This is a genomic window from Arthrobacter sp. D3-16 (genome assembly GCF_054408515.1).
Genome location: NZ_CP096437.1, coordinates 902,191 through 924,516, shown reverse-complemented (window position 1 = coordinate 924,516; position 22,326 = coordinate 902,191). Strand labels below are relative to the sequence as shown.

25 protein-coding genes are annotated in these 22,326 nt (G+C 65.9%); 10 read left to right on the top strand and 15 right to left on the bottom strand.

Annotation, left to right across the window (positions count from 1 at the left end):
• The first annotated feature begins 32 nt into the window (after window positions 1-32).
• Window positions 33-482, top strand: coding sequence for a PaaI family thioesterase (locus tag M1D32_RS04460; protein ID WP_458781134.1), 450 nt, complete (start codon window positions 33-35; stop codon window positions 480-482).
• A gap of 46 nt (window positions 483-528) precedes the next feature.
• Here the strand turns inward: M1D32_RS04460 and M1D32_RS04455 are convergent, their stop codons facing one another.
• The 3 genes from M1D32_RS04455 to M1D32_RS04445 form a co-directional block, all read right to left on the bottom strand.
• A complete protein-coding gene (locus tag M1D32_RS04455; RefSeq protein WP_458781133.1) occupies window positions 529-2,556 on the bottom strand; it encodes a S1 family peptidase in 2,028 nt (675 codons plus the stop codon).
• 14 nt (window positions 2,557-2,570) lie between these two features.
• Entirely contained in the window at window positions 2,571-3,290 is a 720-nt protein-coding gene (locus M1D32_RS04450; RefSeq protein ID WP_458781132.1) for a tyrosine-protein phosphatase, read from the bottom strand.
• A 62-nt stretch (window positions 3,291-3,352) separates the two neighbouring features.
• Entirely contained in the window at window positions 3,353-3,967 is a 615-nt protein-coding gene (locus M1D32_RS04445; RefSeq protein WP_458781131.1) for a GNAT family N-acetyltransferase, read from the bottom strand.
• Window positions 3,968-4,042: 75 nt separating this feature from the next.
• On the opposite strand from M1D32_RS04445, the gene M1D32_RS04440 reads away from it, so the two are divergent.
• On the top strand, window positions 4,043-4,276 hold the full coding sequence (locus M1D32_RS04440) for a DUF6480 family protein (protein ID WP_458781130.1): 234 nt from the start codon (window positions 4,043-4,045) through the stop codon (window positions 4,274-4,276).
• Between the two features lie 9 nt (window positions 4,277-4,285).
• Here the strand turns inward: M1D32_RS04440 and M1D32_RS04435 are convergent, their stop codons facing one another.
• From M1D32_RS04435 to M1D32_RS04415, 5 genes are all read right to left on the bottom strand, one after another.
• A complete protein-coding gene (locus M1D32_RS04435; protein WP_458781129.1) occupies window positions 4,286-5,158 on the bottom strand; it encodes a 3-hydroxyacyl-CoA dehydrogenase family protein in 873 nt (290 codons plus the stop codon).
• Window positions 5,155-5,979 carry an enoyl-CoA hydratase/isomerase family protein gene (locus M1D32_RS04430; protein ID WP_458781128.1) on the bottom strand — a complete coding sequence of 275 codons (825 nt, stop codon included), beginning with the start codon at window positions 5,977-5,979 and terminating at the stop codon, window positions 5,155-5,157. Before M1D32_RS04430 ends, M1D32_RS04435 begins: the two co-directional genes overlap by 4 nt.
• On the bottom strand, window positions 5,979-7,205 hold the full coding sequence (locus M1D32_RS04425; protein WP_458781127.1) for a thiolase family protein: 1,227 nt from the start codon (window positions 7,203-7,205) through the stop codon (window positions 5,979-5,981). The genes M1D32_RS04430 and M1D32_RS04425 overlap by 1 nt, the downstream gene beginning before the upstream one ends.
• A 130-nt stretch (window positions 7,206-7,335) precedes the next feature.
• Window positions 7,336-8,013, bottom strand: a complete 678-nt coding sequence (locus tag M1D32_RS04420; RefSeq protein ID WP_458781126.1) for a pentapeptide repeat-containing protein — start codon at window positions 8,011-8,013, stop codon at window positions 7,336-7,338.
• Window positions 8,013-8,474, bottom strand: coding sequence for an SRPBCC family protein (locus tag M1D32_RS04415; RefSeq protein WP_458781125.1), 462 nt, complete (start codon window positions 8,472-8,474; stop codon window positions 8,013-8,015). Before M1D32_RS04415 ends, M1D32_RS04420 begins: the two co-directional genes overlap by 1 nt.
• A gap of 140 nt (window positions 8,475-8,614) precedes the next feature.
• Here M1D32_RS04415 and M1D32_RS04410 point away from each other — a divergent pair, with 140 nt between their 5' ends.
• Window positions 8,615-8,791, top strand: coding sequence for a CsbD family protein (locus tag M1D32_RS04410; protein ID WP_458781124.1), 177 nt, complete (start codon window positions 8,615-8,617; stop codon window positions 8,789-8,791).
• 111 nt (window positions 8,792-8,902) lie between these two features.
• Here M1D32_RS04410 and M1D32_RS04405 read toward each other — a convergent pair whose 3' ends face one another.
• From M1D32_RS04405 to M1D32_RS04380, 6 genes are all read right to left on the bottom strand, one after another.
• A complete protein-coding gene (locus tag M1D32_RS04405) occupies window positions 8,903-9,973 on the bottom strand; it encodes a DNA polymerase IV (protein WP_458781123.1) in 1,071 nt (356 codons plus the stop codon).
• A 142-nt stretch (window positions 9,974-10,115) separates the two neighbouring features.
• Complete coding sequence (locus tag M1D32_RS04400) at window positions 10,116-11,576, bottom strand: amino acid permease (protein WP_458781122.1); 1,461 nt, start codon at window positions 11,574-11,576, stop codon at window positions 10,116-10,118.
• 237 nt (window positions 11,577-11,813) lie between these two features.
• Window positions 11,814-13,514, bottom strand: a complete 1,701-nt coding sequence (locus M1D32_RS04395) for an ABC-F family ATP-binding cassette domain-containing protein (RefSeq protein ID WP_458781121.1) — start codon at window positions 13,512-13,514, stop codon at window positions 11,814-11,816.
• A 158-nt stretch (window positions 13,515-13,672) separates the two neighbouring features.
• Window positions 13,673-14,542 (bottom strand): metal ABC transporter permease, encoded by an 870-nt coding sequence (locus M1D32_RS04390; RefSeq protein ID WP_458781120.1) that lies wholly within the window; start codon window positions 14,540-14,542, stop codon window positions 13,673-13,675.
• A complete protein-coding gene (locus M1D32_RS04385) occupies window positions 14,542-15,330 on the bottom strand; it encodes a metal ABC transporter ATP-binding protein (RefSeq protein WP_458781119.1) in 789 nt (262 codons plus the stop codon). Before M1D32_RS04385 ends, M1D32_RS04390 begins: the two co-directional genes overlap by 1 nt.
• Window positions 15,327-16,316, bottom strand: coding sequence for a metal ABC transporter substrate-binding protein (locus M1D32_RS04380; protein ID WP_458781118.1), 990 nt, complete (start codon window positions 16,314-16,316; stop codon window positions 15,327-15,329). The genes M1D32_RS04385 and M1D32_RS04380 overlap by 4 nt, the downstream gene beginning before the upstream one ends.
• Window positions 16,317-16,390: 74 nt before the next feature.
• On the opposite strand from M1D32_RS04380, the gene M1D32_RS04375 reads away from it, so the two are divergent.
• From M1D32_RS04375 to M1D32_RS04355, 5 genes are all read left to right on the top strand, one after another.
• On the top strand, window positions 16,391-17,152 hold the full coding sequence (locus tag M1D32_RS04375; protein WP_458781117.1) for a lysostaphin resistance A-like protein: 762 nt from the start codon (window positions 16,391-16,393) through the stop codon (window positions 17,150-17,152).
• A gap of 101 nt (window positions 17,153-17,253) precedes the next feature.
• Window positions 17,254-17,694 carry a VOC family protein gene (locus M1D32_RS04370; RefSeq protein WP_458781116.1) on the top strand — a complete coding sequence of 147 codons (441 nt, stop codon included), beginning with the start codon at window positions 17,254-17,256 and terminating at the stop codon, window positions 17,692-17,694.
• 22 nt (window positions 17,695-17,716) lie between these two features.
• Complete coding sequence (locus tag M1D32_RS04365; protein WP_458781115.1) at window positions 17,717-18,670, top strand: 1,4-dihydroxy-2-naphthoyl-CoA synthase; 954 nt, start codon at window positions 17,717-17,719, stop codon at window positions 18,668-18,670.
• Window positions 18,671-18,761: 91 nt separating this feature from the next.
• Window positions 18,762-19,931, top strand: a complete 1,170-nt coding sequence (locus M1D32_RS04360; protein ID WP_458782102.1) for an AMP-binding protein — start codon at window positions 18,762-18,764, stop codon at window positions 19,929-19,931.
• 67 nt (window positions 19,932-19,998) lie between these two features.
• Window positions 19,999-20,880 (top strand): 1,4-dihydroxy-2-naphthoate polyprenyltransferase, encoded by an 882-nt coding sequence (locus M1D32_RS04355; protein ID WP_458781114.1) that lies wholly within the window; start codon window positions 19,999-20,001, stop codon window positions 20,878-20,880.
• A gap of 37 nt (window positions 20,881-20,917) precedes the next feature.
• Here the strand turns inward: M1D32_RS04355 and M1D32_RS04350 are convergent, their stop codons facing one another.
• Window positions 20,918-21,229 carry a DUF4229 domain-containing protein gene (locus M1D32_RS04350; protein WP_458781113.1) on the bottom strand — a complete coding sequence of 104 codons (312 nt, stop codon included), beginning with the start codon at window positions 21,227-21,229 and terminating at the stop codon, window positions 20,918-20,920.
• Window positions 21,230-21,291: 62 nt separating this feature from the next.
• Between M1D32_RS04350 and M1D32_RS04345 the strand changes: the two genes are divergently transcribed.
• Window positions 21,292-21,690, top strand: coding sequence for a PLD nuclease N-terminal domain-containing protein (locus M1D32_RS04345; protein ID WP_458781112.1), 399 nt, complete (start codon window positions 21,292-21,294; stop codon window positions 21,688-21,690).
• A 111-nt stretch (window positions 21,691-21,801) separates the two neighbouring features.
• Window positions 21,802-22,305, top strand: coding sequence for a hypothetical protein (locus M1D32_RS04340; protein WP_458781111.1), 504 nt, complete (start codon window positions 21,802-21,804; stop codon window positions 22,303-22,305).
• Window positions 22,306-22,326: the final 21 nt, after the last annotated feature.

Below are 22,326 nucleotides of genomic sequence, written 5' to 3'. Positions count from 1 at the left end.
GGGCTTGAAATAGCCGCACAGAAGGAGAACAGATGAGCGCCCCGTCACCGAAGGATGCAGCGGTGGAGAACCACCCTGATTCGCACGAGCTGTGGAAAATTACCCTCGGCGAGCTCGACGAGAAGATGGGCGTGAAGATCCTTGAGGAGTCGGTGGAGCGTGTGGTCGCAACCATGCCCGTGGAGGGAAACAGGCAGTCCTTCGGCCTGCTGCACGGCGGAGCGTCCCTGGCCGTAGGCGAAGCGGTGGGGTCCTGGGCGGCCGTTATCCACGCGAGCACGATGGGCAAGACGGCGGTGGGTGTGGACGTCTCCGCCACCCACCACCGCTCGGCGCAGGAAGGCCAGGTAACCATCACCGCCACCCCCATCCACCTCGGCGGGACTCTCACCACGCACGAGGTGGTCATCACTAACGAGGCAGGCCAGCGGCTCTGCACCATGCGCATCACCAACCTGCTGATGCGCCGTCACAAAAAGTGACCCGTCCGGCCGGAGATTGAATCCGTTCGCCAACGGTGGCGAAGCCTCAGCGTCGGGTCTGAGGCGTCCGCCGGCGGACCAGCGCCATCAGCACGGCACCCACGACGATCGCGGCTGCCGCAGCGCCTGCCGCGGGGAGAAGCGCGGACGGGCCGGTGTAGGCAAGATTGCCGGTCCTCCTCCGGTCGCCGTTGACTCCGGTATTGGCGAGGTAAGCCGGAGGTGTACTTACGGGCGGGGTCACGACGACGGCGGGCGGGTTGGCCGCGGGAGCTGACGGTACCAGCGGGGCCGGGTCAGCTGGTACCGGGTCAGCTGGGTCCGGAGCAATCGGCGCTGGACCAGGTTCTGCAGAGGCAGGGAGGACCGGAGCAGGCCCTTCTGGCGCCGCGGGTGCCGGGGGTTCCGGTTCAGCCGGCAGAGCAGGCACAGCAGGGGCGAACTCGAAGCTGCCGGCTCCGGAGGCACTGAACCCGTTGACAGTCTGGGCCGTGAACCGCAGTGGTGCCTTCCCCTCGGGCGCTGAAAAGCTCCAGTTGCCATCGGCGTTATCGACCGGGACCTCGAACGGTGCCTGACCCTCAATGCTTATTCGCACCTTTGACCCGGCGGCAATCGCCGAGGCCGGTGCTGCCGGGACGTTGCCGCTGATCACCTGGCCAGCGTCATACGTGGCGCCCGGCTCCGGGGACGTCACCACCGGCTGGTTGAGGAACAGCTCCAGCTGGTATCCCGGCAGGACGGCGAGCGCCTCCTCCAACGTGGCTGCGACGGCACGGTTGGGTTGACCTCTTTGCTCCCCCGCTGCATGCAGGCCGACCGCGTAGTTTCCGCTGATCCACGGACCGCCGGAGTCACCGCCGCTGGACTGGACAGAGAACGAGAGGAAGCCCTCGAACGCCCTCACATCGGTGTCGTCGCTGGCATAGGAAGGACCGGTAACTACTTGAACCCCGACCTCGTTGATGACGCCGCAGGACCAACCAGAGGCCCACCCCGAACGGCAGACAGGCATGCCCACGACCGGAGGCGCGGTGCCGATGATCTTGACGTCCGGGCCGGATGGCAGAGAGGCACCCCAAGTGCTGGATGCGGGCTGCAGGTTCACTTCCGGCGGCACCGACTCCAGAACGGCCACATCAGTTCCGACGTTGCCCGGATTCGTCGGGTTGCCCGGGTCCAAAACGGTTGAGTTGTTTGGTCCCCCAAACTGGCTGAACCCAAAAGTGCCTAAGGGCGCACCATCTGCCGTGGTTGCGGACTTCAGGCTGGCAGTCCTGGCGGTGCCGTCATCGGAGCAATGCCCGGCGGTAAGAACTGCTGGAAGGCCAGCGGGGTCAAACGCGGAGTAACCGGTGGAACAAATCTCACCAATGTCCGTGGCGTAGCCCTCGCCTCCCAGAACGTCCATTTCGGGCACGAGGCGCGGGGCGTCGTGGAGCTCCACATTGGCATAGCCGGCCACAAAAGCAGCAGCAGTGATTTTGCCTGGCGGAGTTGAAGGCGGCTGCCCGGGTTCCAGGGCAGCGGCGGTTGCGGTGCGGATAACGAATTTCCCGCTGGACGAGGAGACGCCCTGCAAGTTCTGCGGACCTACCCGTAAGAGGTAGTCCCGGAAAAGCTGCTGAGCGCTCACCGCCAGTTTGAGCTCTTCAACAGCTGTTCCAGTTGGTGCAGTTACGTTCGAGACGACAACTGACGGTCCGGCAGGCAGGGTCCCAACTTTGGCTTGCAGCTCCGCTCCGGAACCCGACACCACAATCTGCCCGTCCTCCAGCCGTATCCCTAAGTAGCCAGGCACGTCCCGCAGCCGGCGGGCCACCTCTGCTGCCTCGACCCCCAGTTCGCCCGCCGCAGCAAACTCCGCGGGGGTCATGCCCAGATCACGCAGGACAGCTTCCTCGAGGGCAGCCGCAGACAGGCCGGAATGGTATGCATCAGTGACGGCGGCAGGAAACTCGGACAATGCAGGACTGTCCGCTGCCCACACGGGACTTACGGCAAAAGCAGAGGACACAATTACTCCCGCGGCCGCCCCGGCGGCAAGGAAACGCCGCAGATTGTCGGCGCTCATCAGGCTGCCGGCGTTCATTGGGAGACCCCGGCTCCGCACAGGGCCAGCACAGCGTCCAGCTCGGCGGTGCTAAGGCCGTTCCGCAGCAGAAAGGAGCGCGTGTCGAGGCTGCGGACAAACTCCACCACCGCGTCGCCGCGCTGCTCCAGCAGCGGCACCAACTCGGCTTCCTCCACGTAGCGTTCCCGTGCGTGCGGCGGACCATGGGTGCGGTAGCGCTCATTGATGCCACGGGCGGCACGCCGGTAGCCGTCGGCGATGTCCTGGTCGGAGTCCCCTGCCAGGTCCTGCACCATGGCTGCGACCATTCCGCTGCGGTCCCTGCCGGCGGCGCAGTGAAGCACCACGTGGCCGCGCGGGGAAGCTGCGGCCAGTTCCCGGAAGACTCCCGCCAGCCTCTCCGGGAAGAGCCGGGCGTTATCCGCATAAAAGGCGGGGTCGTTGAGGTAGGGACCGGAAATCGCTGTAAAACGGGGATCGCCTGGTTCTTCGGTGGGCGCGGAAACCACGGTGATCCCGGCCAAAGCCGAGTTTCCTACGAGGGGATCGCTGTCCCGGCGCCGGGCTTCAACAGCGTTACGGAGGTCAATGACAGTGCGGACGCCGGCGCGGAACGCCTGCCGCCAGCCAGCCTCCGTCAGCCACTCCCGCCGCCCCATCCGGTAAACACCGCCGGCCACATGCCAAGCATTGACAGCACCATCCCAGTCCATGGGTCCGTCCGCTCTGTTCATCCGCACAGCTAACCACAAGCGTTAGGGAGGTGCACGTCACGTCACGGGAAGTTTTGGTGAAATCAGGGTAGCCGGCGCCGGGCCAGCCGGTATTCGAGTCCGGCGCGGACCATGGGCCACTCGTGTTCGAGGATGGAGAACACCACGGTGTCACGCAGGATGCCGTCGCGTGTCCTGGAGTGGTTGCGGAGCACGCCGTCCTGCTTGGCACCCAGCCGGGCAATGGCGTCGCGCGACTGATGGTTGAGCCAGTGCGTCCGGAATTCAACGGCAGGGCAGCCAAGAACCTCGAACGCGTGCTCCAGGAGCAGCAGCTTGGAGTCCGGGTTGGTTCCAGTCCCCTGCACCGAAGCGGCATTCCAGGTGGAGCCGATCTCCACACGGGGAGTGCCGGCGTCGACATTCATATACGTGGTCATTCCGATGATCCTGCCGGGGCCGCCGGTGGCCTTGTCGATCAGCCGGGTGGTGAACGGCAGCATCGAACCCTGCTCCTGCAGGGCGAGCCGCCGCTCGATCTCCCCTGCCATTTCGTCCGGCGACGGGACCGAGGTGTACCAGAGGCGCCACAGCTCGCCGTCCCGGGCAGCATCCACCAGTCCGTCGTGATGATCCTGACTCAGCGGCTCAAGGGTTACATACCGGCCCGTCAGGGTAAGGGGTTCAAGGAAGGTCACTGCACCAGCCTAGGTCCAACCATCCGGGCCGGTTACGCTGGGAGAGCACCAGGACTGCAAAACGAGGGAGATAACATGTCAGGACACAATCCGGACCCCGAAGACGACAAACTCACTGGCCTGGAGCCGGGTGGTGGAGTACCGCCGGGGGAAACGCCGCCAGGCGAAGCCTCCACGAGCACTACCCAGGGCCATGACGAGCACGGCACCAAGAGAAGCACGCAGTTCTTCGTGATTGCAGCCATTGCGGCAGTGGTGCTGCTATCGCTCCTGTACTTCGTCGGCTACATTGTGGGCTTTTTCGACTAGCCGACGGTCCTAACTGGTCCAGTCAAAAAAGCCCTTGCCGGTTTTGCGGCCCAGTTCGCCCCTGGCCACCTTGTCCTTGAGGATCTGCGGCGGAGCGAAGCGTTCACCCAGCGTGGAGTGCAGGTATTCGGCAATGCCGAGCCGGACGTCCAGCCCGACGATATCCGTGGTTCGAAGCGGCCCGGTGGGGTGCTTGTAGCCAAGGACCATGGCGGCGTCGATGTCCTCGGCGGACGCCACCCCCTCCTCCACCATGCGCATCGCCTCCAGGGCGATCGCCACGCCCAGCCGTGAGGACGCGAACCCTGGCGCATCATTGACGACGACGGCGGTCTTGCCGAGTGCCTCCACCCACCCTTTCGCTGCGGCGGCAAGCCCGGGAGACGTCCGTGCGCCCAGCACCACCTCGATCAGGGTGGACGCCGGCACGGGGTTGAAGAAGTGCAGGCCAAGGAAGTTCTCCGGGCGCTTCAGTTCCCCGGCCAGGCCGCTCACGGACAGGGACGAGGTGTTTGACGCCACATAAGCATCCCCGGCAAGCCGCTCCTCGATGCCCCGCAACGCGGTGACCTTCAGGTCCCAGTCTTCCGGCACAGCTTCCACCACCAGGTGCCGGTCCTTGAAAGCGTCGTAGTCCACATCCACCGTAAGCCGGGAAACGAGCTCGTCCAGGTTGGCGTCGACGGCACCGCGCTCGATGCTCTTGGCTGCCGCCGCTTCCACCCGTTCCCGGGCTGCCTCGGCAGACTGCTCGTCACGCTCGACCACCAGCACGTCCGCACCCTTCACCAGGAAGGCGTGTGCAATTCCGGCACCCATGCGGCCCCCGCCCAGGACACCGACGTGTGACGGAAGGCCGGGGGCAGGTTGGGATGTGCTCATGGGTTCTTGTCTCCGCTCTCGGTGCCGGTCTTCACACCGGTGCTGGTGTTGGCCTTGCTCGCCTTCTTGTCCAGGAACCTCTGCATCCGGTCGAACTTCGCCTCGGATTCAAAGAGGATGCCCTGGGCCAGTTGGTCGATCAGGGGGTGTGCTTCTGCGGGTGCATGGAACACCGACTTGGTGATCCGCACTGCCAGCGGATCCTGCCGGCCGATCCTGTCCGCCAGGTCCTGCGCGGCGTCCAGAAGCCCAGCCGGGCTGTGGATCTCGCTGATGAGGTTCACCGCCAGTGCTTCGTCGGCCCCAAGGACCCGGCCGGCCAGCAGAATCTGCTTCGCCACCGGCTCCCCCACCAGCTCCTTCAGCCGCCAGCTGGCCCCGGCCGCGGCGAGGATGCCCAGCCCGGTTTCCGGGTTGCCGATGCGGACGTTGGGTGTGCCGATCCGGAAGTCGGCCGCGTAGGCGAGTTCCGCCCCGCCGCCCAGGCAATACCCGTCCAGGGCGGCAATCACGGGCATGGGCAGCTTCGCGATCCGGACGAAGATGGTGGAGTTGATTCCCTGCAGGGCATCGTCCCGGCGGCGCTCCCGCAGCTGTGCGATGTCCGCTCCGGAGGCAAACACACCGTCCACGCCGGCGATGATCAGTACCTTCGGGTTCTGCTCAAGGGCTGTGCAGACGACATGGAGCTCATCCACCATCTGCTGGTCGATGGCATTCCGGACCTCGGGGCGGTTGAGGAGCACCACCACGCGGTCGCCGCGCTCCTCCACCAGCAGGGCATGGAACTTTTCCGACGCCAGATCCACGGCGCCCGGCATCAGACTTTCTCCAGCAGCATTGCGGTGCCCTGGCCCACGCCGATGCACATGGTGGCCAGCCCGATTCGCGCGTCTTCACGCTCCATCCGCCCCAGCAGGGTGATGGCGATCCTGGCCCCGCTGGAACCGAGTGGGTGCCCCAACGCGATGGCGCCGCCGTCGTTGTTCACAATGTCCGGTTCCAGGCCCAGCCGGCGGATGCAGGCAAGGGACTGCGTGGCAAAGGCTTCGTTGAGTTCGACGGCGCCGAGGTCACCGACGCTGAGGCCGGTCCGCTTCAGGACTTTCTGTGTTGCCGGCACTGGGCCGATACCCATGATTTCGGGCTCACACCCGGCCGAGGCGCCGTCAATAATGCGTGCGCGGGGTGTCAGTCCCAGCCGTTCAATGGCCGCTTCCGAGGCCACGATGATGGCTGACGCGCCGTCGTTGAGGGAGGACGAGTTGCCGGCGGTGACCACGGTGCCGCCGTTCGCCACCGGCTTCAGCCCGGCCAGGACGTCCATGGTGGTGTCGGCCCTTGGGCCTTCGTCCGAGTCCACAACATGCTGAGACTTCCGGGTCTTGACGGTGACCGGGACGATTTCGTCCTTGAACCGGCCGGCAGCTGTGGCGTCAAGGGAACGCTGGTGTGAGCGTACGGCGAAGGCGTCGGCGTCCTCACGGGAAATGCCGTCCACGCGGGCCACTTCTTCGGCCGTCTCGGGCATGGAGTACGTCATCTTGCCGTCCCTGGACAGCCCGCCGTGCTGGAAGTGCGGGTTGGTGAAGCGCCAGCCGATGGAGGTGTCGAAGATTTGGCCGGGCTTTGCGAACCCTGCGGTGGGCTTTTCCTGCACCCACGGCGCACGGCTCATGGATTCCACGCCACCGGCAATAACGATGTCCGCGGCGCCGGCCTTGATCATGTGGCTCGCCTGGATGATCGCGCTGAGGCCGGAGGAGCAGAGCCGGTTAACAGTGATGCCGGGGATGTGGAGGGGCAGTCCGGCAAGCAGGGTGGCCATCCGCGCGACGTTCCGGTTTTCCTCTCCGGCCCCGTTGGCGTTGCCCAGGATCACCTCGTCGATGCTGTCCGGGTCAAGCCCTGCCCGGTGCACGGCTTCCCGGACTACCAGGGCTGCCAGGTCGTCGGGACGGATGGACGAAAGCGCCCCACCGTATTTGCCCACCGGCGTTCGGACCCCGCCAACAAGGAAAGCCTGCGGACCTGCGGTTGCAGCCATGGAAACACCCTTCACGCGATAAACAGCACTGTCATCGGCGGCAGGCAGAGCTCAGCACTTACCGACCGTTCGTTCTGTAAATAGTACACGGGAGGGTCTTGGATGGGTACCGGCGCTTCCCTCGAAGGCTTTAGAGGACCGTAACGCCCAGATGCGCGGCCAGCAGCGGCGCCAGGAGGCCCAGCTGGTATTCGTCCACTACTACTCCGGCCATGCTGCCGAGCCCGCTGATGCTGCGGAACCCCGTGCTCCTAATATCAAAGTCCTTCAGCTTCGCGCCGCTGAGGTCGAGGGAGCCGATGGTGCAGTTCTTGAGCGCCACGCGGGTCCCGGCGGCCGAGCCGAGGTCCAGTTCGTTGATGATGCAGTCGGTGATAAGGACGTCGGCGATTCTGGCGCCGCGGAGGTTGAGGAAGTCCAGTTTGCCGCCCTCGATGCGGACCGACTGCCAGCCGCTCTCGTACAGTTCAGCGGAGCCAAGCCGCGGATTCCGCAACTCGACGTCCCGCCACGTTGACCGGGCCGCCTTGAACACCGGCGCGTACAGCTCACCCAGGATGCAGTCACGGAACGAGGACCCGCGGAGCTGGGTGTCGTTGAAGGACACTCCCTGGAACTCACATTCCGCGAAGTCTGTGCCGCTTAGTTCGAGACCGTCAGCCTCCGCGCGGCTGTACCGGCCGCCGTCGTACCTTTCACCGCGGCGGAAGTCCGCCCCCGGTTGGTCCGTCAGGTTCTCCAGCCGGACCGGCGTGAGCCGAGGCGCAGTAACGGTCGGAGCACCGGCCTTGGAAGGATGCGCGGCCACTACGGAAGCGATTCTGCTTTGGCTGCAATCTCGGCCAGGTCCTTTGTCAGGGCCTTGCGGGTGGCGGCCATACCCATCCTGCCGAACAGCAGCATCATGAGCCGGCTCGCTACCGTGGGTTTGATGACCTCCGCGCCGAAGGTGAGTGTGAGCTCGGTGCCGCCGTCGCGCGGCGCCAGGCTGAACCGCGTGGTGTAATCCGCGCCGCCCTGGACGGCCTTCACCGTGGTGCTGCGGTGCCGCTCGGCCTCCGCCACCCACATCTCCACCGTTTCGGATTTGCCCAGCATCTTCCGGGTCTCCTTCCAGCGCGTCCCCTCCCCGTACGGGCCATCGGTGAGGAGCTGCACGGAATCGACTCCGGACAGCGTTGCTGCGGAGCCAGGAATGTCCGTGATGACGGACCAGACCTTCTCCGGTGTCGCCTGGATGTGCTGGGTGAGACTCGTGGTGTGCTCCATGTTTCGAGCCTAGCCGCGGGTCCGGACAATCAACAGACGCCCCTCCCGTGGCGAAAAACCCGGCGTGAAATAGTAAGCAAGCTTCGTGTTAGTGTGAAAATGCACTGTTTGATCAACGGAAACGAAAGGAGGCCACCACCATGGGCCTCGGAGACAAGATCAGTAACGCAGCAGAAGACCTCGGCGGCAAGGCCAAGGAAGCCACGGGCAATGCCACCGACAATGACCGCCTGAAGGCTGAAGGCCAGACCGACCAGGTCAAGGCCGACGCCAAGAAGGTCGGCGAAAGCGTCAAGGACGAGTTCAAGGGCAACTAGCCTCTTCCTGCGGCAGTCCGGCTGAACCAGGCGGGCTGTAACAGAGCGAAACGGCGGCGGATCCCAAGGGATGCGCCGCCGTTCTGTTTGCCCTAAACGGCCCGGGGCCCTTCACCATCCGCTGCGCGTGGGGGTATGCCCTTGCCGGGAGTCTTCGGGCATAGGCATCTCGGCGCGCAGCCCGAGGAGCCGGATGGGCCGGTCCGGCTCGATCTTCGCCACTAGGTCGAGCGCGCGGGCCAGCACTTCCGCAGGGTCGGCTGTCCCGGGAATCTTCCGGGCGTATGTCTTGGTAAAAAACGGGGCGTAACGGACCTTCAGCGTCAGCCCGATCACCGGCCGCCCCTCGGCCGCGACATCCTCCAGGACGCGCGCCACCAGTTCCTTGACGGCGTCGTGGACCTGCCCGGCTTCGGTCAGATCGCGCTGGAAGGTGGTTTCCCGGCTGTGTCCGCGTGCCACCCAGGGCGTGTCATCAACGATGCGTGCGCCGTCGCCCCGTCCCAGCTGGGCGTACCAGGGACCCATCTTCGGGCCGAACTCAGGGACGAGGTCCTGAGGGTTGGACGCCGCGAGCTGGGCAACCGTCTCCACGCCGAGCGTGGCAAGCCGGCGCGACACTTTCGTTCCCACGCCCCACAGCTCGGTCGTCGGCCGGCTCCCCATGACCTCAAGCCAGTTGTCTTCCGTGAGCCGGAAGACGCCGGCCGGCTTGCCGAACGACGTCGCTACCTTGGCCCGGACCAGGGTGTCGCCGACGCCCACGCTGCAGTGCAGCCGGGTCTCCTCCAGGACGGCGTGCTGCAGTTGCCGGGCATAGGCATCAGGATCGTCAGTGTGCACACCAACAAACGCTTCATCCCAGCCGAGTACCTGGACGGTGGCGCCCGGCTGCGCGCGCAGCACTGACATGACCTGCCCGGAAGCAGCAAGGTAGGCCTCCTGGTCAACGGGAAGGATGACGGCGTCAGGCACTTTCCGGGCGGCGATGCGCAACGGCATTCCCGAGCCCACGCCGAACTTCCGCGCTTCGTAGGACGCCGTGGACACCACCGCCCGCTCGGTCGGATCGCCGCGGCCGCCAACGATCACCGCCTTGCCCGCAAGCTCGGGCCGGCGGAGCACTTCGACGGCCGCAATGAACTGGTCAAGGTCAACATGCAGCACCCAGGGTTCGCCCACAAGCCCCAGTCTGCCCCCGTCGGGCGCCGGGCACCACACTCGTCCCCGCCCGACGTCGGAACCGCCTGGGACTTTCCACAAAACGACGACGGCGGGATTCCCTTCCAGGGAATCCCGCCGTCGTGGTACTTCTTGGGTGAACCTAGCTGTACAGCGCGTTCTTCGGTTCGTTCTGCTTGACCTTCTGCCAGCCCAGCCACAGGACCACCGCGAAGAACGGGATGGTGGCCAGGGTCCAGAGGCCCAGGTAGAACACCTCGCCGCTCTTGCTGGTCATCGTGTCAAAGCCGATGAGGACAGTGATCGCCAGCAGGCCGATCAGGCCGGCCCAGCTGGTCCACGGCGAACCGGGCATCGGCAGCGTGGACGTGACGCCCTTCTTGTGGCGCAGCGCGATCTGGCTGGCGAAGATGGCGCCCCAGGTGAAGATCACGCCGATGGATGCGGTGTTCAGCGCCAGGTCGAACGCGTGGGAGCCGCCCAGCCAGATGTTCAGCAGGATGCCCACCAGGTAGAAGGCCGCGATGGCGAGGATGGCCGCGTAGGGGACGTGCCGCTTGGACATCCGGGTGAGCCACTGCGGGGCGTGGCCGTTGTTGGCCATGGTGCGGAACACGCGGCCGATCGAGTACAGGCCGGAGTTGCAGGAGGACAGCGCCGCAGTGATCACGATCATGTTCATCACGTCGCCCACCCAGGCAAGGCCCATCTGGCCGAACACGGTGACGAACGGGGAGGTACCCGCCACATACTGGTCGGACGGCAGCAGCATGGCCAGCAGGGTGACGGAACCGACGTAGAACACCACAATGCGGAGTACGACGGCGCGGATCGCCTTGGGCACTTCGCGTTCCGGGTTCTGCATCTCGCCGGCGGTGATGCCCACGAGTTCGATGCCGTTGTAAGCGAAGATCACGGCGTTGAGGACCAGGACCATCACCAGGGCGCCCTTGGGGAACATGCCGCCTTCTGCGGCGAACAGGTTCGCTACGGAGGCATTGCCGTCACCCACCTGGGCGTTCGTGACCACCATGAAGGTGCCCACGGCCAGGAAGATGAGGATGGCACCGACCTTGAGGCAGGAGGCCCAGAACTCGAACTCGCCGAACGCCTTGACGCTCAGCAGGTTGACCGCCACCAGGAGCGCCAGTGCGGCGATGGCCGAGGCTTCCACGGGGACGTTGGGGAAGAAGAACTGGAAGTAGAGGCCGATGGCGATCAGTTCGGCGATGCCGGTCATGCCCCAGTTGATGAAGTACATCCAGCCCGAGAGGAACGCGCCCTTCTTGCCGAACATTTCACCCGCGTAGCTCACGAACGAGCCGGAGGTCTGGCGGTACATGATGAGCTCGCCCAAGGCCCGCATCAGCAGGTAGGCGATAACGCCGGCGATGGCGTAGGAGAAAATGAGGGCCGGGCCCGTGGAGGCCAGGCGTCCGCCGGCGCCCATGAACAGGCCGACACCGATGGCGCCGCCCATGGCGATCATGGTGACGTGGCGCCGGCCCAGGGTCTTGCTGTAACCCTCGGCGCTGAGGGTGGGGTCGACGGCGGTGGATGGTGCCGTGTGGTTCTGCAGATCTGTGGGGGTACTTTGAGGCACAACGATTCCTTGTGGGTTGGGGGTTGGCCGCATCCGGATCACGCATGATGCCCGCTCACTAATTCGGTGTTATGCCCTGTTGGGCAACCGAATGTGATCGGAATCTCTCGTGGCGCCGAAGCTTCGCGCGGCTCGTCTATCTTACAAGACGCATAGGGGTGCTACGTGACGCGCGCTACACGGGCCGTCAGCAGGCCCGGACGCCTGGCCGGCAGCGGCTATGGCGCCACAGCAGCGTCAGGCCGGCGCCAGTACGCCCTTGTCCATGGAGTAGCGCATCCAGCGCCCGGTGACGGCGTTCCCGCTTGGGTTCCCGCCGGTTTTCCCGCCGTTCGCGGCAGCACGCTGGCACCTGGCAAACCACTCCCGGAGGGCCCGGTCATGGCTGACCATCACCAGGGTGCCGGTGAAAGTTGCAAGTGCGGCCTCAAGCTGTTCCACCAGTACCGGCGCCAGGTGGTTGGTGGGCTCGTCCACAATCAGCGTGCTGTAGCCGCCCAGAAGCAGGCGGGCGAGCGCGAGCCGCCGCTGCTGTCCGGCGGACAAGCTGCCAACGGGAACATGGAACTCGCTGGTGCGGAACAGGCCCAGCCGCAGGAGGGCTTCGGCATGCTCATCGACGTTCCCGCCCAGCCCTGCCGTAAACGCCGGCAGCAGCCGGAGTGAAGGCCGCTGCGGCAACTCCAGTTCCTGCTGCAGGTAGCCCACACGTTCCGGCCGGGTCACCCTTCCCTCGCCGGGCACCAGGGTTCCCGCCAGCACGGAGAGCAACGTGGACTTGCCGGCACCGTTCGGCCCGGTGATAAGGACCTTCTGGCCGAGGCCGGCCTGGAAGTCGGTGGCCCGAAGCCGGCCGGGGACGCTGACCCCCTGGACGGCCAGCAGGGCGCCTCCATCTTCGCCGGCTCCGGATGGCGCAGCCTGTAAAGACTCCGGGGCGGCCAGCCGCAGGGGCACCGGCGGCTGCTCCACCGGGCTGGCCTCCAGCCGCCGCAGCCGCTCCTGCGCGTTGCGGACCTGGCTGCTGGCGGCTTTCTGCCACGTGCCGGCCTTGAAATCGAAGCCCATCTTGTCGCCGTCACGCTTGCGGCCGTACCCCATGGTCCCGGCAACCGTCTCCGCCTGCCGCCTTTCGGCCTCCATGGCGTGCAGCCATCCGTGGTACTGCTGGACCCAGCGCTGGCGTTCGGCGGCCTTTTCGCGAAGGTAGCCGTCGTAGCCATTGCCGTAGCGGGTGACGGCACGGCGCTCGGCATCCACTTCGATGACGTTGGCTGCCACCTTGCGCAGCAGCATGCGGTCATGGGAAACCACCACCACCGTGCCCCGGTGGGCCGCCAGCCGGTCCTCCAGCCACGCTGTACCGCGGGCGTCCAAGTGGTTGGTTGGTTCGTCGAGGAGCAGGATGTCCGCGGGGTCGGCCAGGACACAGGCCAGCGCCACGCGTTCCTGTTCCCCGCCGGAAAGCGATCCCAGGGCACGGTCGCGGTCAAGGCCGCCCAGGCCCAACCGGTCCAGTGCTGCCTCCACCCGGGATTCCGCGGCGTATCCTTCGCGCAGCTGGTACTCCGTCTGCAGCCTGCCGTAGGCTTCCAGGTCGCTCTCGTCCGCGCCGGCCAGCCCGGCCTCAAGCCGGTCCAGCTCCGCTTCAAGGGCCCGGAGCGATGCGAGGGACTCGTCGATGGCCCCTCCCACCGTCAAGGACTCGGGCAGCCCGTGGGCCTGGGCCAGGTAGCCCACCCGGCCGTGCACGGTGGCAGTCCCTTCCTGGGGCTGTTCCAGCCCGGCCAGGATCCGCAGCAGGGTGGATTTGCCGGCACCGTTCTCGCCGACCACCGCTGCGTGCTCGCCGGCAGCGATCACCAGGTTGACGCCGTCGAGCAGCAGCCGGTCGCCGTAGCCGTGGGAGACGTCCGAAAGGTTGATGTGTTCAGTCAAGGGAAGTCCTCGCAAAAGTTCCGATGTGTGGGCGCCGGAGCTGGACCGGGTTCATCCGGTGCTCGACGGCGGCCTTGGATTTTGGGGAACAGTCCGGCGATGCCGGGCTGCCGGGTTAGGACTTCATCGCTCCAGCCTGCCTGCCCCTGGCCGCCGCGTCAAGCAGTGGTAAGGGCGGCGGCTTTCCTCCGGCGGGCCTTCGCCAGCCGGGTGCCGATCAGCCCCTGCCTGGGGCTGAACAGGTAGACGATGGCGAACACCACTCCCTGCGTGAGGACCACCATGGCCCCGGAGGCCGTGTCCAGGTAGTAGCTGAGGTAGATGCCGGTGAGGGAGCACGCAGCGGAGATCACAGGGGCAATCACCAGCATCCGAGAGAAGCGGTCAGTCAGCAGGTAGGCCGTGGCTCCGGGGATGATCAGCATGGCCACCACCAGGACCACGCCCACAGTCTGAAGCGCCACAACGGACGTCAAGGCCAGCAGGCCCAGCAGCAGCGCGCCAAGGCGTTGGGGTGAGAGTCCGATGGCGTGGGCATGCGTGGGGTCGAAGGCGTAGAGGGTGAGGTCCCGCCGTTTGAGGATGAGGATGACAAACGCCACCACCCCCAGCACCAGGACCTGGATCAGGTCCGGAACGCTGACGCCGAGCAGGTTGCCGAAGATGATGTGGTTCAAGTCTGTCTGGCTGGGCGTCACCGAGATCAGCACCAGGCCCAGGGCGAACAGCGAGGAAAACACGATGCCGATCGCGGCGTCCTCCTTGACGCGGCTCGTGTGGCGGACCACCCCAATCAACGTCACGGCAATGAGGGCGAACACCAGCGCGCCCAGCGCAAACGGGGCGCCCACGATGTACGCCAGCACCACTCCGGGCAGCACGGCGTGGGACACGGCATCGCCCATCAGGGACCAGCCGATGAGTACCAGCCAGCAGCTCAGCACCGCACAGACAACCGCGGCCAGGGCGGTAGTGACCAGCGCACGGACCATAAAGTCGTAGCCCAGCGGTTCGAGGAGTATCTCCATCAGTGGTTCACCCGCTTGCCGTCCAGTGCCTGAGTGCCCGCCTTACTGTCCGGCAGGTCCCGCGCCAGCACGTCCAGCCCGAACGCCATCGCCAGGTTTTCGGGCTGCAGCACCACGTCCGGCGGGCCATGCATCAGTACTTTGTGCATCAGCAAGACGGCCTCGTCGCACAGCTGCGGCAGGGCATGCAGATCGTGCGTGGACACCAGGATGGTGCAGCCGTCCGAGGCGAGCTCCCGCAGGAGCCGGGTGATGGTTGCCTCAGACCGTTTGTCCACCCCGGCAAAAGGTTCGTCCAGGAGCATGGTGGTGGCGCCCTGCGCGATGCCGCGGGCCACAAAAGCGCGTTTCTTCTGTCCGCCGGAAAGCTGGCCAATCTGGCGCCCGGCATACGGACCCAGTTCCACCCGGTCCAGCGCTTCATCGACGGCGGCGCGGTCCGCTTTGGAGGCACGGCGGGTAAAACCTTGATGGCCATAGCGGCCCATCATCACCACGTCCCGCACGGACAGCGGAAACTGCCAGTCCACATCCTCGCTCTGCGGCACATAGCCGATCCCACCCTCCTTTCGCGCCCTCGAAGGTGACTGGCCGTTGATCCGTACCGTGCCGGCGTCGGGCCTGATCATTCCCATGATCACCTTGAACAGCGTGGACTTGCCGGAGCCGTTCATCCCCACCAGGCCGCAAATGCGGGCGGGCTCAAGGGTCAGCGTTGCTGCATCCAGTGCACGGACCTCGCCGTAATGGACGGTGACGTTCTCCACGAGGATTGCTGGGGAGGTCATGAGCCTGCTCCGGCCCTTGCCCCGGCGAGCGCTTTGGTGATGACTTCGGCGTCGTGCCGGATGAGGTCCAGGTACGTGGGCACCGGCCCGTCCGCCCCGGACAGCGAGTCGACGTAGAGGGTGCCGCCGAATGTAGCTCCGGTGGCCCCCACCACCTGCTGCATGGGGGCGTCGGAAACGGTGGACTCGCAGAAGACGGCGGGCACCTTGTTGGCCTTGACGTACTCAATGGCCCGGGTGATCTGTTGCGGCGTTGCCTGCTGTTCGGCGTTGACAGCCCAGATATACACCTCGGTCAGTCCGGCGTCGCGCGCAAGGTAGGAGAAGGCGCCTTCGCACGTGACCAGGGCACGCTGCGTTTCCGGGACACCGGCCAGGCTGGACTTCATCTGGTCCTGCACAGCCTGGAGCTCAGCTTTGTAGGCGTCCCCGTTGGCTTTGAAGGCCCCGGCGTTGTCCGGGTCCAGCCCGCTGAATGCCTTCACCATGTTGTCCACGTAGATCTGCACGTTCACCGGTGACATCCACGCGTGCGGGTTGGGCTTGCCCTCGTAGGAGTCTTCGCTGATGGACATCACCTGGACGCCATCACTCACCACGACGTGCGGGACGTCCAGGCCTTCGACGAACTGCCCGAACCAGGCTTCCAGGTTCAGGCCGTTGTCAAGGATGAGGTCCGCTTTGGAGGCCTTCCGGATGTCTCCCGGGGTGGGTTCATAGCCATGGATTTCGGCGCCCGCTTTGGTGATGGATTCAACCGTGAGCTTGTCCCCCGCCACGTTCCGGGCAACGTCGGCCAGCACCGTGAAGGTGGTCAGTACCACAGGCTTGCTGCCGCTGCCGTTTTCGGCGGCACCACCGCCTCCGCAGGCGGCCAGCAGCAGGGAAAGTACGACGGCGGCTGCCGCGGCGGCGAGGGAGGTTACCCGCCGCGGGGCGCTTGTTCGGGCGGCGTCTTTGGCGCACCGAAATGGAAATTTAGGCATACCGAACATTCTAGGCGAAGCACGTTTACCTCAGCAACGCTACGGGCGAAGCCGGCGGAAGCTAGGCTGAAACCATGGCCACCGCACACCGAATACCACCCGCACCGCAGCCACAGCTCTACCGGTTTTCGCCCCTGGATTTCATCGCAGTCATCCTGTACGTGGGCCTTGCAGGCTTCTTCGCCCTGGCCGGGCCACTGTTCGCACCTGTCCTGCGCCTGGTTGCCCCCACCCCTGCCGCTGCCTCCTACGCAATGAACCTGCTCTTCTATGCCGTGGTGGGCATACTCGCTGTGGTCGCCGCGCGCCGGGTGGTGGGCCGCGATCTCCGGGTCCTGGCCACCCGCCCGTGGTTCACCCTGCTGATGGTCCCGGCCGCCGTGATCGCGATGATGATCCTGTCCGCGATCGTGGTGGCCGCCAGCGGCAGTGTGGAGACCTCGGAGAACCAGGCAGGACTTCAGGCTTTGATGCAGCAGGTTCCGGCGTGGCTGATGGTCCCGCTGCTGGTGGTGGTGGGCCCGTTCGTGGAGGAATTCATCTTCCGCCACCTGCTGATCGGCAAGCTGAGCCGGCGGGTGAACATCTGGGTGTGCTGCGTGTTGTCGGTGGTCCTGTTCGCCGCCCTGCACGTGGTGGGCCGCGAAGCCCTCACTCTCACAGTCCTGCTCCCCTATCTGGCTATGGGGGCAACGCTGGTGTTCGTCTACGTCTGGACCGGCAGGAACCTCATGTTCTCCTACTTTGTCCATGCCGCGAAGAACCTGCTGGCGGTGGTGTTCATCTACGCCATTCCGCCGGAATTCTACGAACAGCTCCAGCAGGTTCCGGCCTGACCGGTCATCCCCGGCCCCGCCTGGGAGGACCGTTGGCTGAGGTTGCAGTGTGCAACTGGCAGCACCTACCGCAGGAGCACCTGCCAACGTACCTTGGTGGGATGGGACTGAACATCCAGATTGTCATTGACTGCAGGGATCCGCACTACCTGGCTGACTGGTGGGCCGAGTCGCTCCAATGGGCGGTGGAACCGCAGGACGAGGGCTTCATCCGCTCCATGATCGAGCAGGGGTTCGCCAGCGAGGACCAGACAACGGTGCACAACGGCAAGCTGGTGTGGCGGGAAGGTTGTGCGATCCGCCCGCCGGAGGAACTGGAAGCAAAAGCACCGGCCAGGCGGCTCCTGTTCCAGACGGCCCCTGAAGGCAAGACCGTCAAAAACCGCGTGCACTGGGACCTTGACCTGGCAGGGCGGGACAAGGACGAGGTGCGCCGGGAACTCGAAGCCCGGGGCGCCACTTTCCTTTGGAGCGCCAGCCAGGGGCCGCATTCATGGCACACCATGGCGGACCCTGAGGGCAACGAGTTCTGCATCAGCTGACCCCGATTACTAGACTTGGACGGTGAGCAACCAAATCCCCGCCTCGGTGTCCGACGTCTTCGATCCCACCCGCTGGCGTGTTGTGTCCGGCTTCGACGACTTCCAGGACATGACCTACCACCGGCAGGTGGAGCGGGATTCCGACGGCGGATGGGTGCGCGATCTGCCCACGGTGCGGATCGCTTTCAACCGCCCCGCGGTCCGCAATGCGTTCCGGCCCGGCACCGTCGACGAACTGTACCGGGCGATGGACCACGCCCGGATGTCCCCGGATGTAGCCACCGTGCTGCTCACCGGAAACGGCCCCTCCCCCAAGGACGGCGGCCACTCGTTCTGCTCCGGCGGCGACCAGCGGATCCGCGGCCGGGACGGCTACCGCTACGCAAACGGCGAGACCCCGGAGAGCATCGATCCCGCACGCGCCGGGCGGCTGCACATCCTGGAAGTCCAGCGGCTGATGCGCACCATGCCCAAGGTGGTCATCGCCGTCGTTAACGGGTGGGCGGCCGGTGGCGGGCACTCCCTGCACGTGGTCGCCGACCTCACCATCGCCTCCCGCCAGTTCGGCAAGTTCAAGCAGACGGACGCAACGGTGGGAAGCTTCGACGCAGGGTACGGTTCGGCCCTGCTGGCGCGCCAGATCGGGCAGAAGTCCGCCCGGGAGATCTTCTTCCTCGCCCGCGAATATTCCGCTGAGGACATGGTTCGGATGGGCGCGGTCAACGAGGCCGTGGACCACGACCGGCTCGAAGAGGTTGCCCTGGAATACGCAGCCGATATCGCCCGGCAGTCGCCCCAGGCCATCCGGATGCTCAAGTTCGCCTTCAACCTCGCCGACGACGGCCTGGCAGGCCAGCAGGTGTTTGCCGGCGAAGCCACCCGGCTGGCGTACATGACGGACGAAGCGGTGGAGGGCAAGGAAGCGTTCCTGGAAAAACGCGACCCTGACTGGTCCAGCTTCCCGCACTACTTCTAAGGCAGGTCGCTCCATGAATACCGAACCCCAAGACCACGAAACCCTCAGCAACAGATCCGCCGCCGAAACAACCGCGCCCGGAAGCGGCATCCTGGACATCGACCCGGCACTGAAGGCGCTGGCGGCCGCCCTTCACGGCGAGGGCCCCGCCGTCGAACTTTCCCTGGGCGAAGACGGCGCCCTGGTGGTGGGGCACCTGGAAACGCCCGGCTGCGACGACGCCGTCGCCGTAGTGCGCACCTCCGGTTCCACCGGCGCGCCCAAGGCCACGGTCCTGACCGTGGAATCCCTGGCCGCGTCCTCGATGGCCACCGCGCTGGCCCTCAAGGGCGAGGGCCAGTGGCTCCTGGCGCTGCCCGTCCAGTACGTGGCGGGAATTCAGGTCCTGGTGCGTTCGCTGTTCGCCGGCACCCGCCCCTGGGTGATGGACATGTCCGGCGGCTTTACGCCCGAAGCCTTTACGGCCGCCGCGCAGGAACTAACCGATAAGATCCGGTTCACGTCGCTGGTTCCCACCCAGCTGCAGCGGCTGCTTGACGCGCCGTCCCCGGAGACCCTCGCGGTCCTCCGCCGCTTCAACGCCGTCCTGCTGGGCGGCGCGCCCGCCCCCGCCGCGCTGCTGGCGGCTGCCAGGGATGCCGGCGTGCGGGTCATCACCACCTACGGTTCCGCCGAGTCCTGCGGCGGCTGCGTCTACGACGGCTTTCCGCTCGAAGGGGTATCGGTCCGCGTGGAGGAGGACGGCCGCATCCTGCTGGGCGGCGATACCATCGCCGCAGGCTACCTGGAAGCACCGGATGAAGCCGGCAGCACCTTCTTCGAGGAGGACGGGGTGCGCTGGTACCGCACCAGCGACCTCGGCAGCATTGACGACGACGGCCGGCTCACCGTCCTGGGCCGCGCCGACGACGTGATTATCACCGGCGGGATTAAAGTTTCCGCCGCGCACGTGCAAGAGGAGCTGGAAAAGTCCGACGCCGTCGCCGCGGCTTTCGTGGCCGGTGTCCCGTCCGCGGAATGGGGCCAGGCCGTGGCAGCGTACGTGGCATTGGCCACCCCGGCTGGAGGGACCGCGGAGCCTACGGCTTCCGCGCCGGGCAGGGACCACGCCGTCGTCCTTGAACAGGAGTGGCACCGGACGCTGGGCATCCTTGCGCCGAAAACTGTCCTGGCGGCATCCTCCCTGCTGATGCTGCCCAACGGCAAGCCCGACCGCCTGGCCATGGCCGCCGAACTCAACGCCCTGCACCAGGGAAAGTAAAGTAGACCTGCACCACCCGGCGGGCCCCCATCCTGCCGCCTTCCCCAAACAACGCGAGGTACTGACCGTGGCCACAGCCGCACAATGGATCCAAGGCGCCCGACTCCGAACACTGCCGGCCGCGATTGCGCCGGTACTGATCGGCTCCGCCGCCGCCTATGAAATGGATTCGTTCCTGCTCTTCAATGCCATCCTCGCGGCGCTGGTGGCCCTCCTGCTCCAGGTGGGCGTGAACTTCGCCAACGACTATTCCGACGGCATCCGCGGCACGGACGACGACCGCGTGGGCCCGCTCCGCCTGGTGGGCTCGGGCGCCGCCAGCCCCGAACACGTGAAGCGGGCCGCCTTTGGTGCGTTTGCTGCCGCCATGGTTTTCGGGCTGATCCTGGTGGTGATCACCCAGAGCTGGTGGCTCATCCTGGTGGGACTTGGCTGCGTGATGGCGGCGTGGGGCTACACGGGCGGCAAGAACCCGTACGGCTACATGGGCTTGGGCGACGTTTTTGTGTTTGTGTTCTTCGGGCTGGTCGCCACGCTGGGCACCACCTACACGCAGGCCGGGCAGATCAACCTGCCGGCCATTATCGGCGCGATCGGCACGGGGTTGATCGCGACCGCACTGCTCATGGCCAACAACGTCCGGGACATCCCCACCGACATGCAGGCCGGCAAGAAGACCCTGGCGGTGCGGCTCGGCGACAAACACGCCCGGGAGAGCTACGTGCTGATGCTCGCCGTGGCCATCATGCTGGTGGTGGTCCTGGCCCCGGGCCGGCCGTGGATGCTGATCGTCCTGCTGCTGATTCCGGCCTGCCTCATGCCCGCGTGGCTGATGATTAACGGCCGCAAGCGCAAGAGCCTGATCCCGGTCCTAAAGCAGACCGGCCTGATCAACCTCGGCTACAGCCTGCTCTTCTCACTGGGATTGGTGCTGAGCCACGGCTTCTAGCCTCCGGCTGAGCCGCAAGGTGCCGGGAGCTGTTGCGCTAGGGGCGCTTGGGGTCCTTGGCGTCATTGCTGATGGCGATGTCCGGGTTGGCGTCCAGGAGGGCGTCCTCCGCGTGTGCGTCCTGGACCTCATTGGCTGAACGGATCGGCTTGGCCTTGCCCGAGAAGCGCTGGTGGATGGCCGCGGCGGCCTCGTCCCGCTGCTTCTGGAAAAACAGGTAGCTCACGGCAAAAGCGATCAGCGCTGCGCAGATCACGGACATCAACACACCCAGCTGCAGGAGCATAAAAACCACGAACAGGGGCGCGAAGAGAGCCAGGCGGATGAGGGAATATTTCAAAAAGGCCACTATTCAAGTTTAGCCGCCTCCCGCCCGAGGCCCTTGCGCCTCCTGACGATAGACTTAATGGCATGCTCCTCCGTGTGGCTTTGGCCGTCGCAGTCCTCGTCATCTTTGTGTATGGCCTCGTGGATGTGATCCGCACCGATGGACGCCTCACCCGAGGAATTTCCAAGCCGGCGTGGATCGTGGTCATGATCGTCCTGCCAGTGGTCGGCGCCATTCTCTGGCTCCTGATCGGGCGGCCCCGCAGCTCTTCCCCGCAACAGCAGAGCCAGCGCCATCCCACCGCCCCCGACGACGATCCGGATTTCCTCCGCAACCTCGAAGCCCTCCGCCGGAAACAGGCAGAAACTGAGCGCCTTAAGAAGCTCAACGAGGAACTGGATGCCAAGGCGAAGGACGACGGCAAGGGCAGCGGCAAGGACAAGCACGAAACCGACGAACACGATACCGACGGACTGAAGTAGGGGCGTATGGCTCAGGAACCTGACGGAGAAAACCGGCTGCGGACCACGTCCCAGGGGGCCGCAGCCCCGCCTTCATCCTCAGGCCCGCCAGCGCCTCCACCAAGGCCTGGATTGTCCTATTCAGCTCCGGCCCCCATCGCCGTCGTCCCGGAAGCCCCGCGCAGTGTCCGGAATGCGCGGACCCTTTGGCTTCTCAGCTTTGTGGCCGGACTTGCCGTCCTGGTGGGGTCCTTCCTCACCCGCGATTCACACCTCGAACGGCTCCGCACCGTGGTGGAGCAGATGGCCCCGGGCGGCGACGCAGAAGCCGTTACCACGGCCACCGGCATTGTTTTTTGGGGCAGCATGGGGGGCGTCCTCCTGGTCATGCTGCTGGAGGCCGCGATGCTCGGCGTGGTGATGGGCAGGCAGGGCTGGGCACGCTGGGCGCTGCTCCCGCTCCTGGCCGGACATGTCGTTGTGCTGCTGGTGGCCGCTGCCTTCCTGGTGCCCGAGGGTGATGCCGGCAGCTATGTGGTCCTGCTCTGGGGACTCCAGCTGCTGCTGGCCTTGATCGGGCTGGTGCTGTTCTTTATGCCGTCGGCCAATGCTTGGCTGAAGTCGGGCCGGGACTGACCGCAGTCAGTCAGTCCTGGT

What these genes read in the sequence shown, in the direction of transcription:
- M1D32_RS04460 (WP_458781134.1), top strand. Translation starts at nt 33, where the DNA reads ATGAGCGCCCCGTCACCGAAGGATGCAGCGGTGGAGAACCACCCTGAT.
- M1D32_RS04455 (WP_458781133.1), bottom strand. Translation starts at nt 2,556, where the DNA reads ATGAGCGCCGACAATCTGCGGCGTTTCCTTGCCGCCGGGGCGGCCGCG.
- M1D32_RS04450 (WP_458781132.1), bottom strand. Translation starts at nt 3,290, where the DNA reads ATGAACAGAGCGGACGGACCCATGGACTGGGATGGTGCTGTCAATGCT.
- M1D32_RS04440 (WP_458781130.1), top strand. Translation starts at nt 4,043, where the DNA reads ATGTCAGGACACAATCCGGACCCCGAAGACGACAAACTCACTGGCCTG.
- M1D32_RS04435 (WP_458781129.1), bottom strand. Translation starts at nt 5,158, where the DNA reads ATGAGCACATCCCAACCTGCCCCCGGCCTTCCGTCACACGTCGGTGTC.
- M1D32_RS04430 (WP_458781128.1), bottom strand. Translation starts at nt 5,979, where the DNA reads ATGCCGGGCGCCGTGGATCTGGCGTCGGAAAAGTTCCATGCCCTGCTG.
- M1D32_RS04425 (WP_458781127.1), bottom strand. Translation starts at nt 7,205, where the DNA reads ATGGCTGCAACCGCAGGTCCGCAGGCTTTCCTTGTTGGCGGGGTCCGA.
- M1D32_RS04415 (WP_458781125.1), bottom strand. Translation starts at nt 8,474, where the DNA reads ATGGAGCACACCACGAGTCTCACCCAGCACATCCAGGCGACACCGGAG.
- M1D32_RS04410 (WP_458781124.1), top strand. Translation starts at nt 8,615, where the DNA reads ATGGGCCTCGGAGACAAGATCAGTAACGCAGCAGAAGACCTCGGCGGC.
- M1D32_RS04390 (WP_458781120.1), bottom strand. Translation starts at nt 14,542, where the DNA reads ATGGAGATACTCCTCGAACCGCTGGGCTACGACTTTATGGTCCGTGCG.
- M1D32_RS04385 (WP_458781119.1), bottom strand. Translation starts at nt 15,330, where the DNA reads ATGACCTCCCCAGCAATCCTCGTGGAGAACGTCACCGTCCATTACGGC.
- M1D32_RS04380 (WP_458781118.1), bottom strand. Translation starts at nt 16,316, where the DNA reads ATGCCTAAATTTCCATTTCGGTGCGCCAAAGACGCCGCCCGAACAAGC.
- M1D32_RS04375 (WP_458781117.1), top strand. Translation starts at nt 16,391, where the DNA reads ATGGCCACCGCACACCGAATACCACCCGCACCGCAGCCACAGCTCTAC.
- M1D32_RS04370 (WP_458781116.1), top strand. Translation starts at nt 17,254, where the DNA reads ATGGGACTGAACATCCAGATTGTCATTGACTGCAGGGATCCGCACTAC.
- M1D32_RS04345 (WP_458781112.1), top strand. Translation starts at nt 21,292, where the DNA reads ATGCTCCTCCGTGTGGCTTTGGCCGTCGCAGTCCTCGTCATCTTTGTG.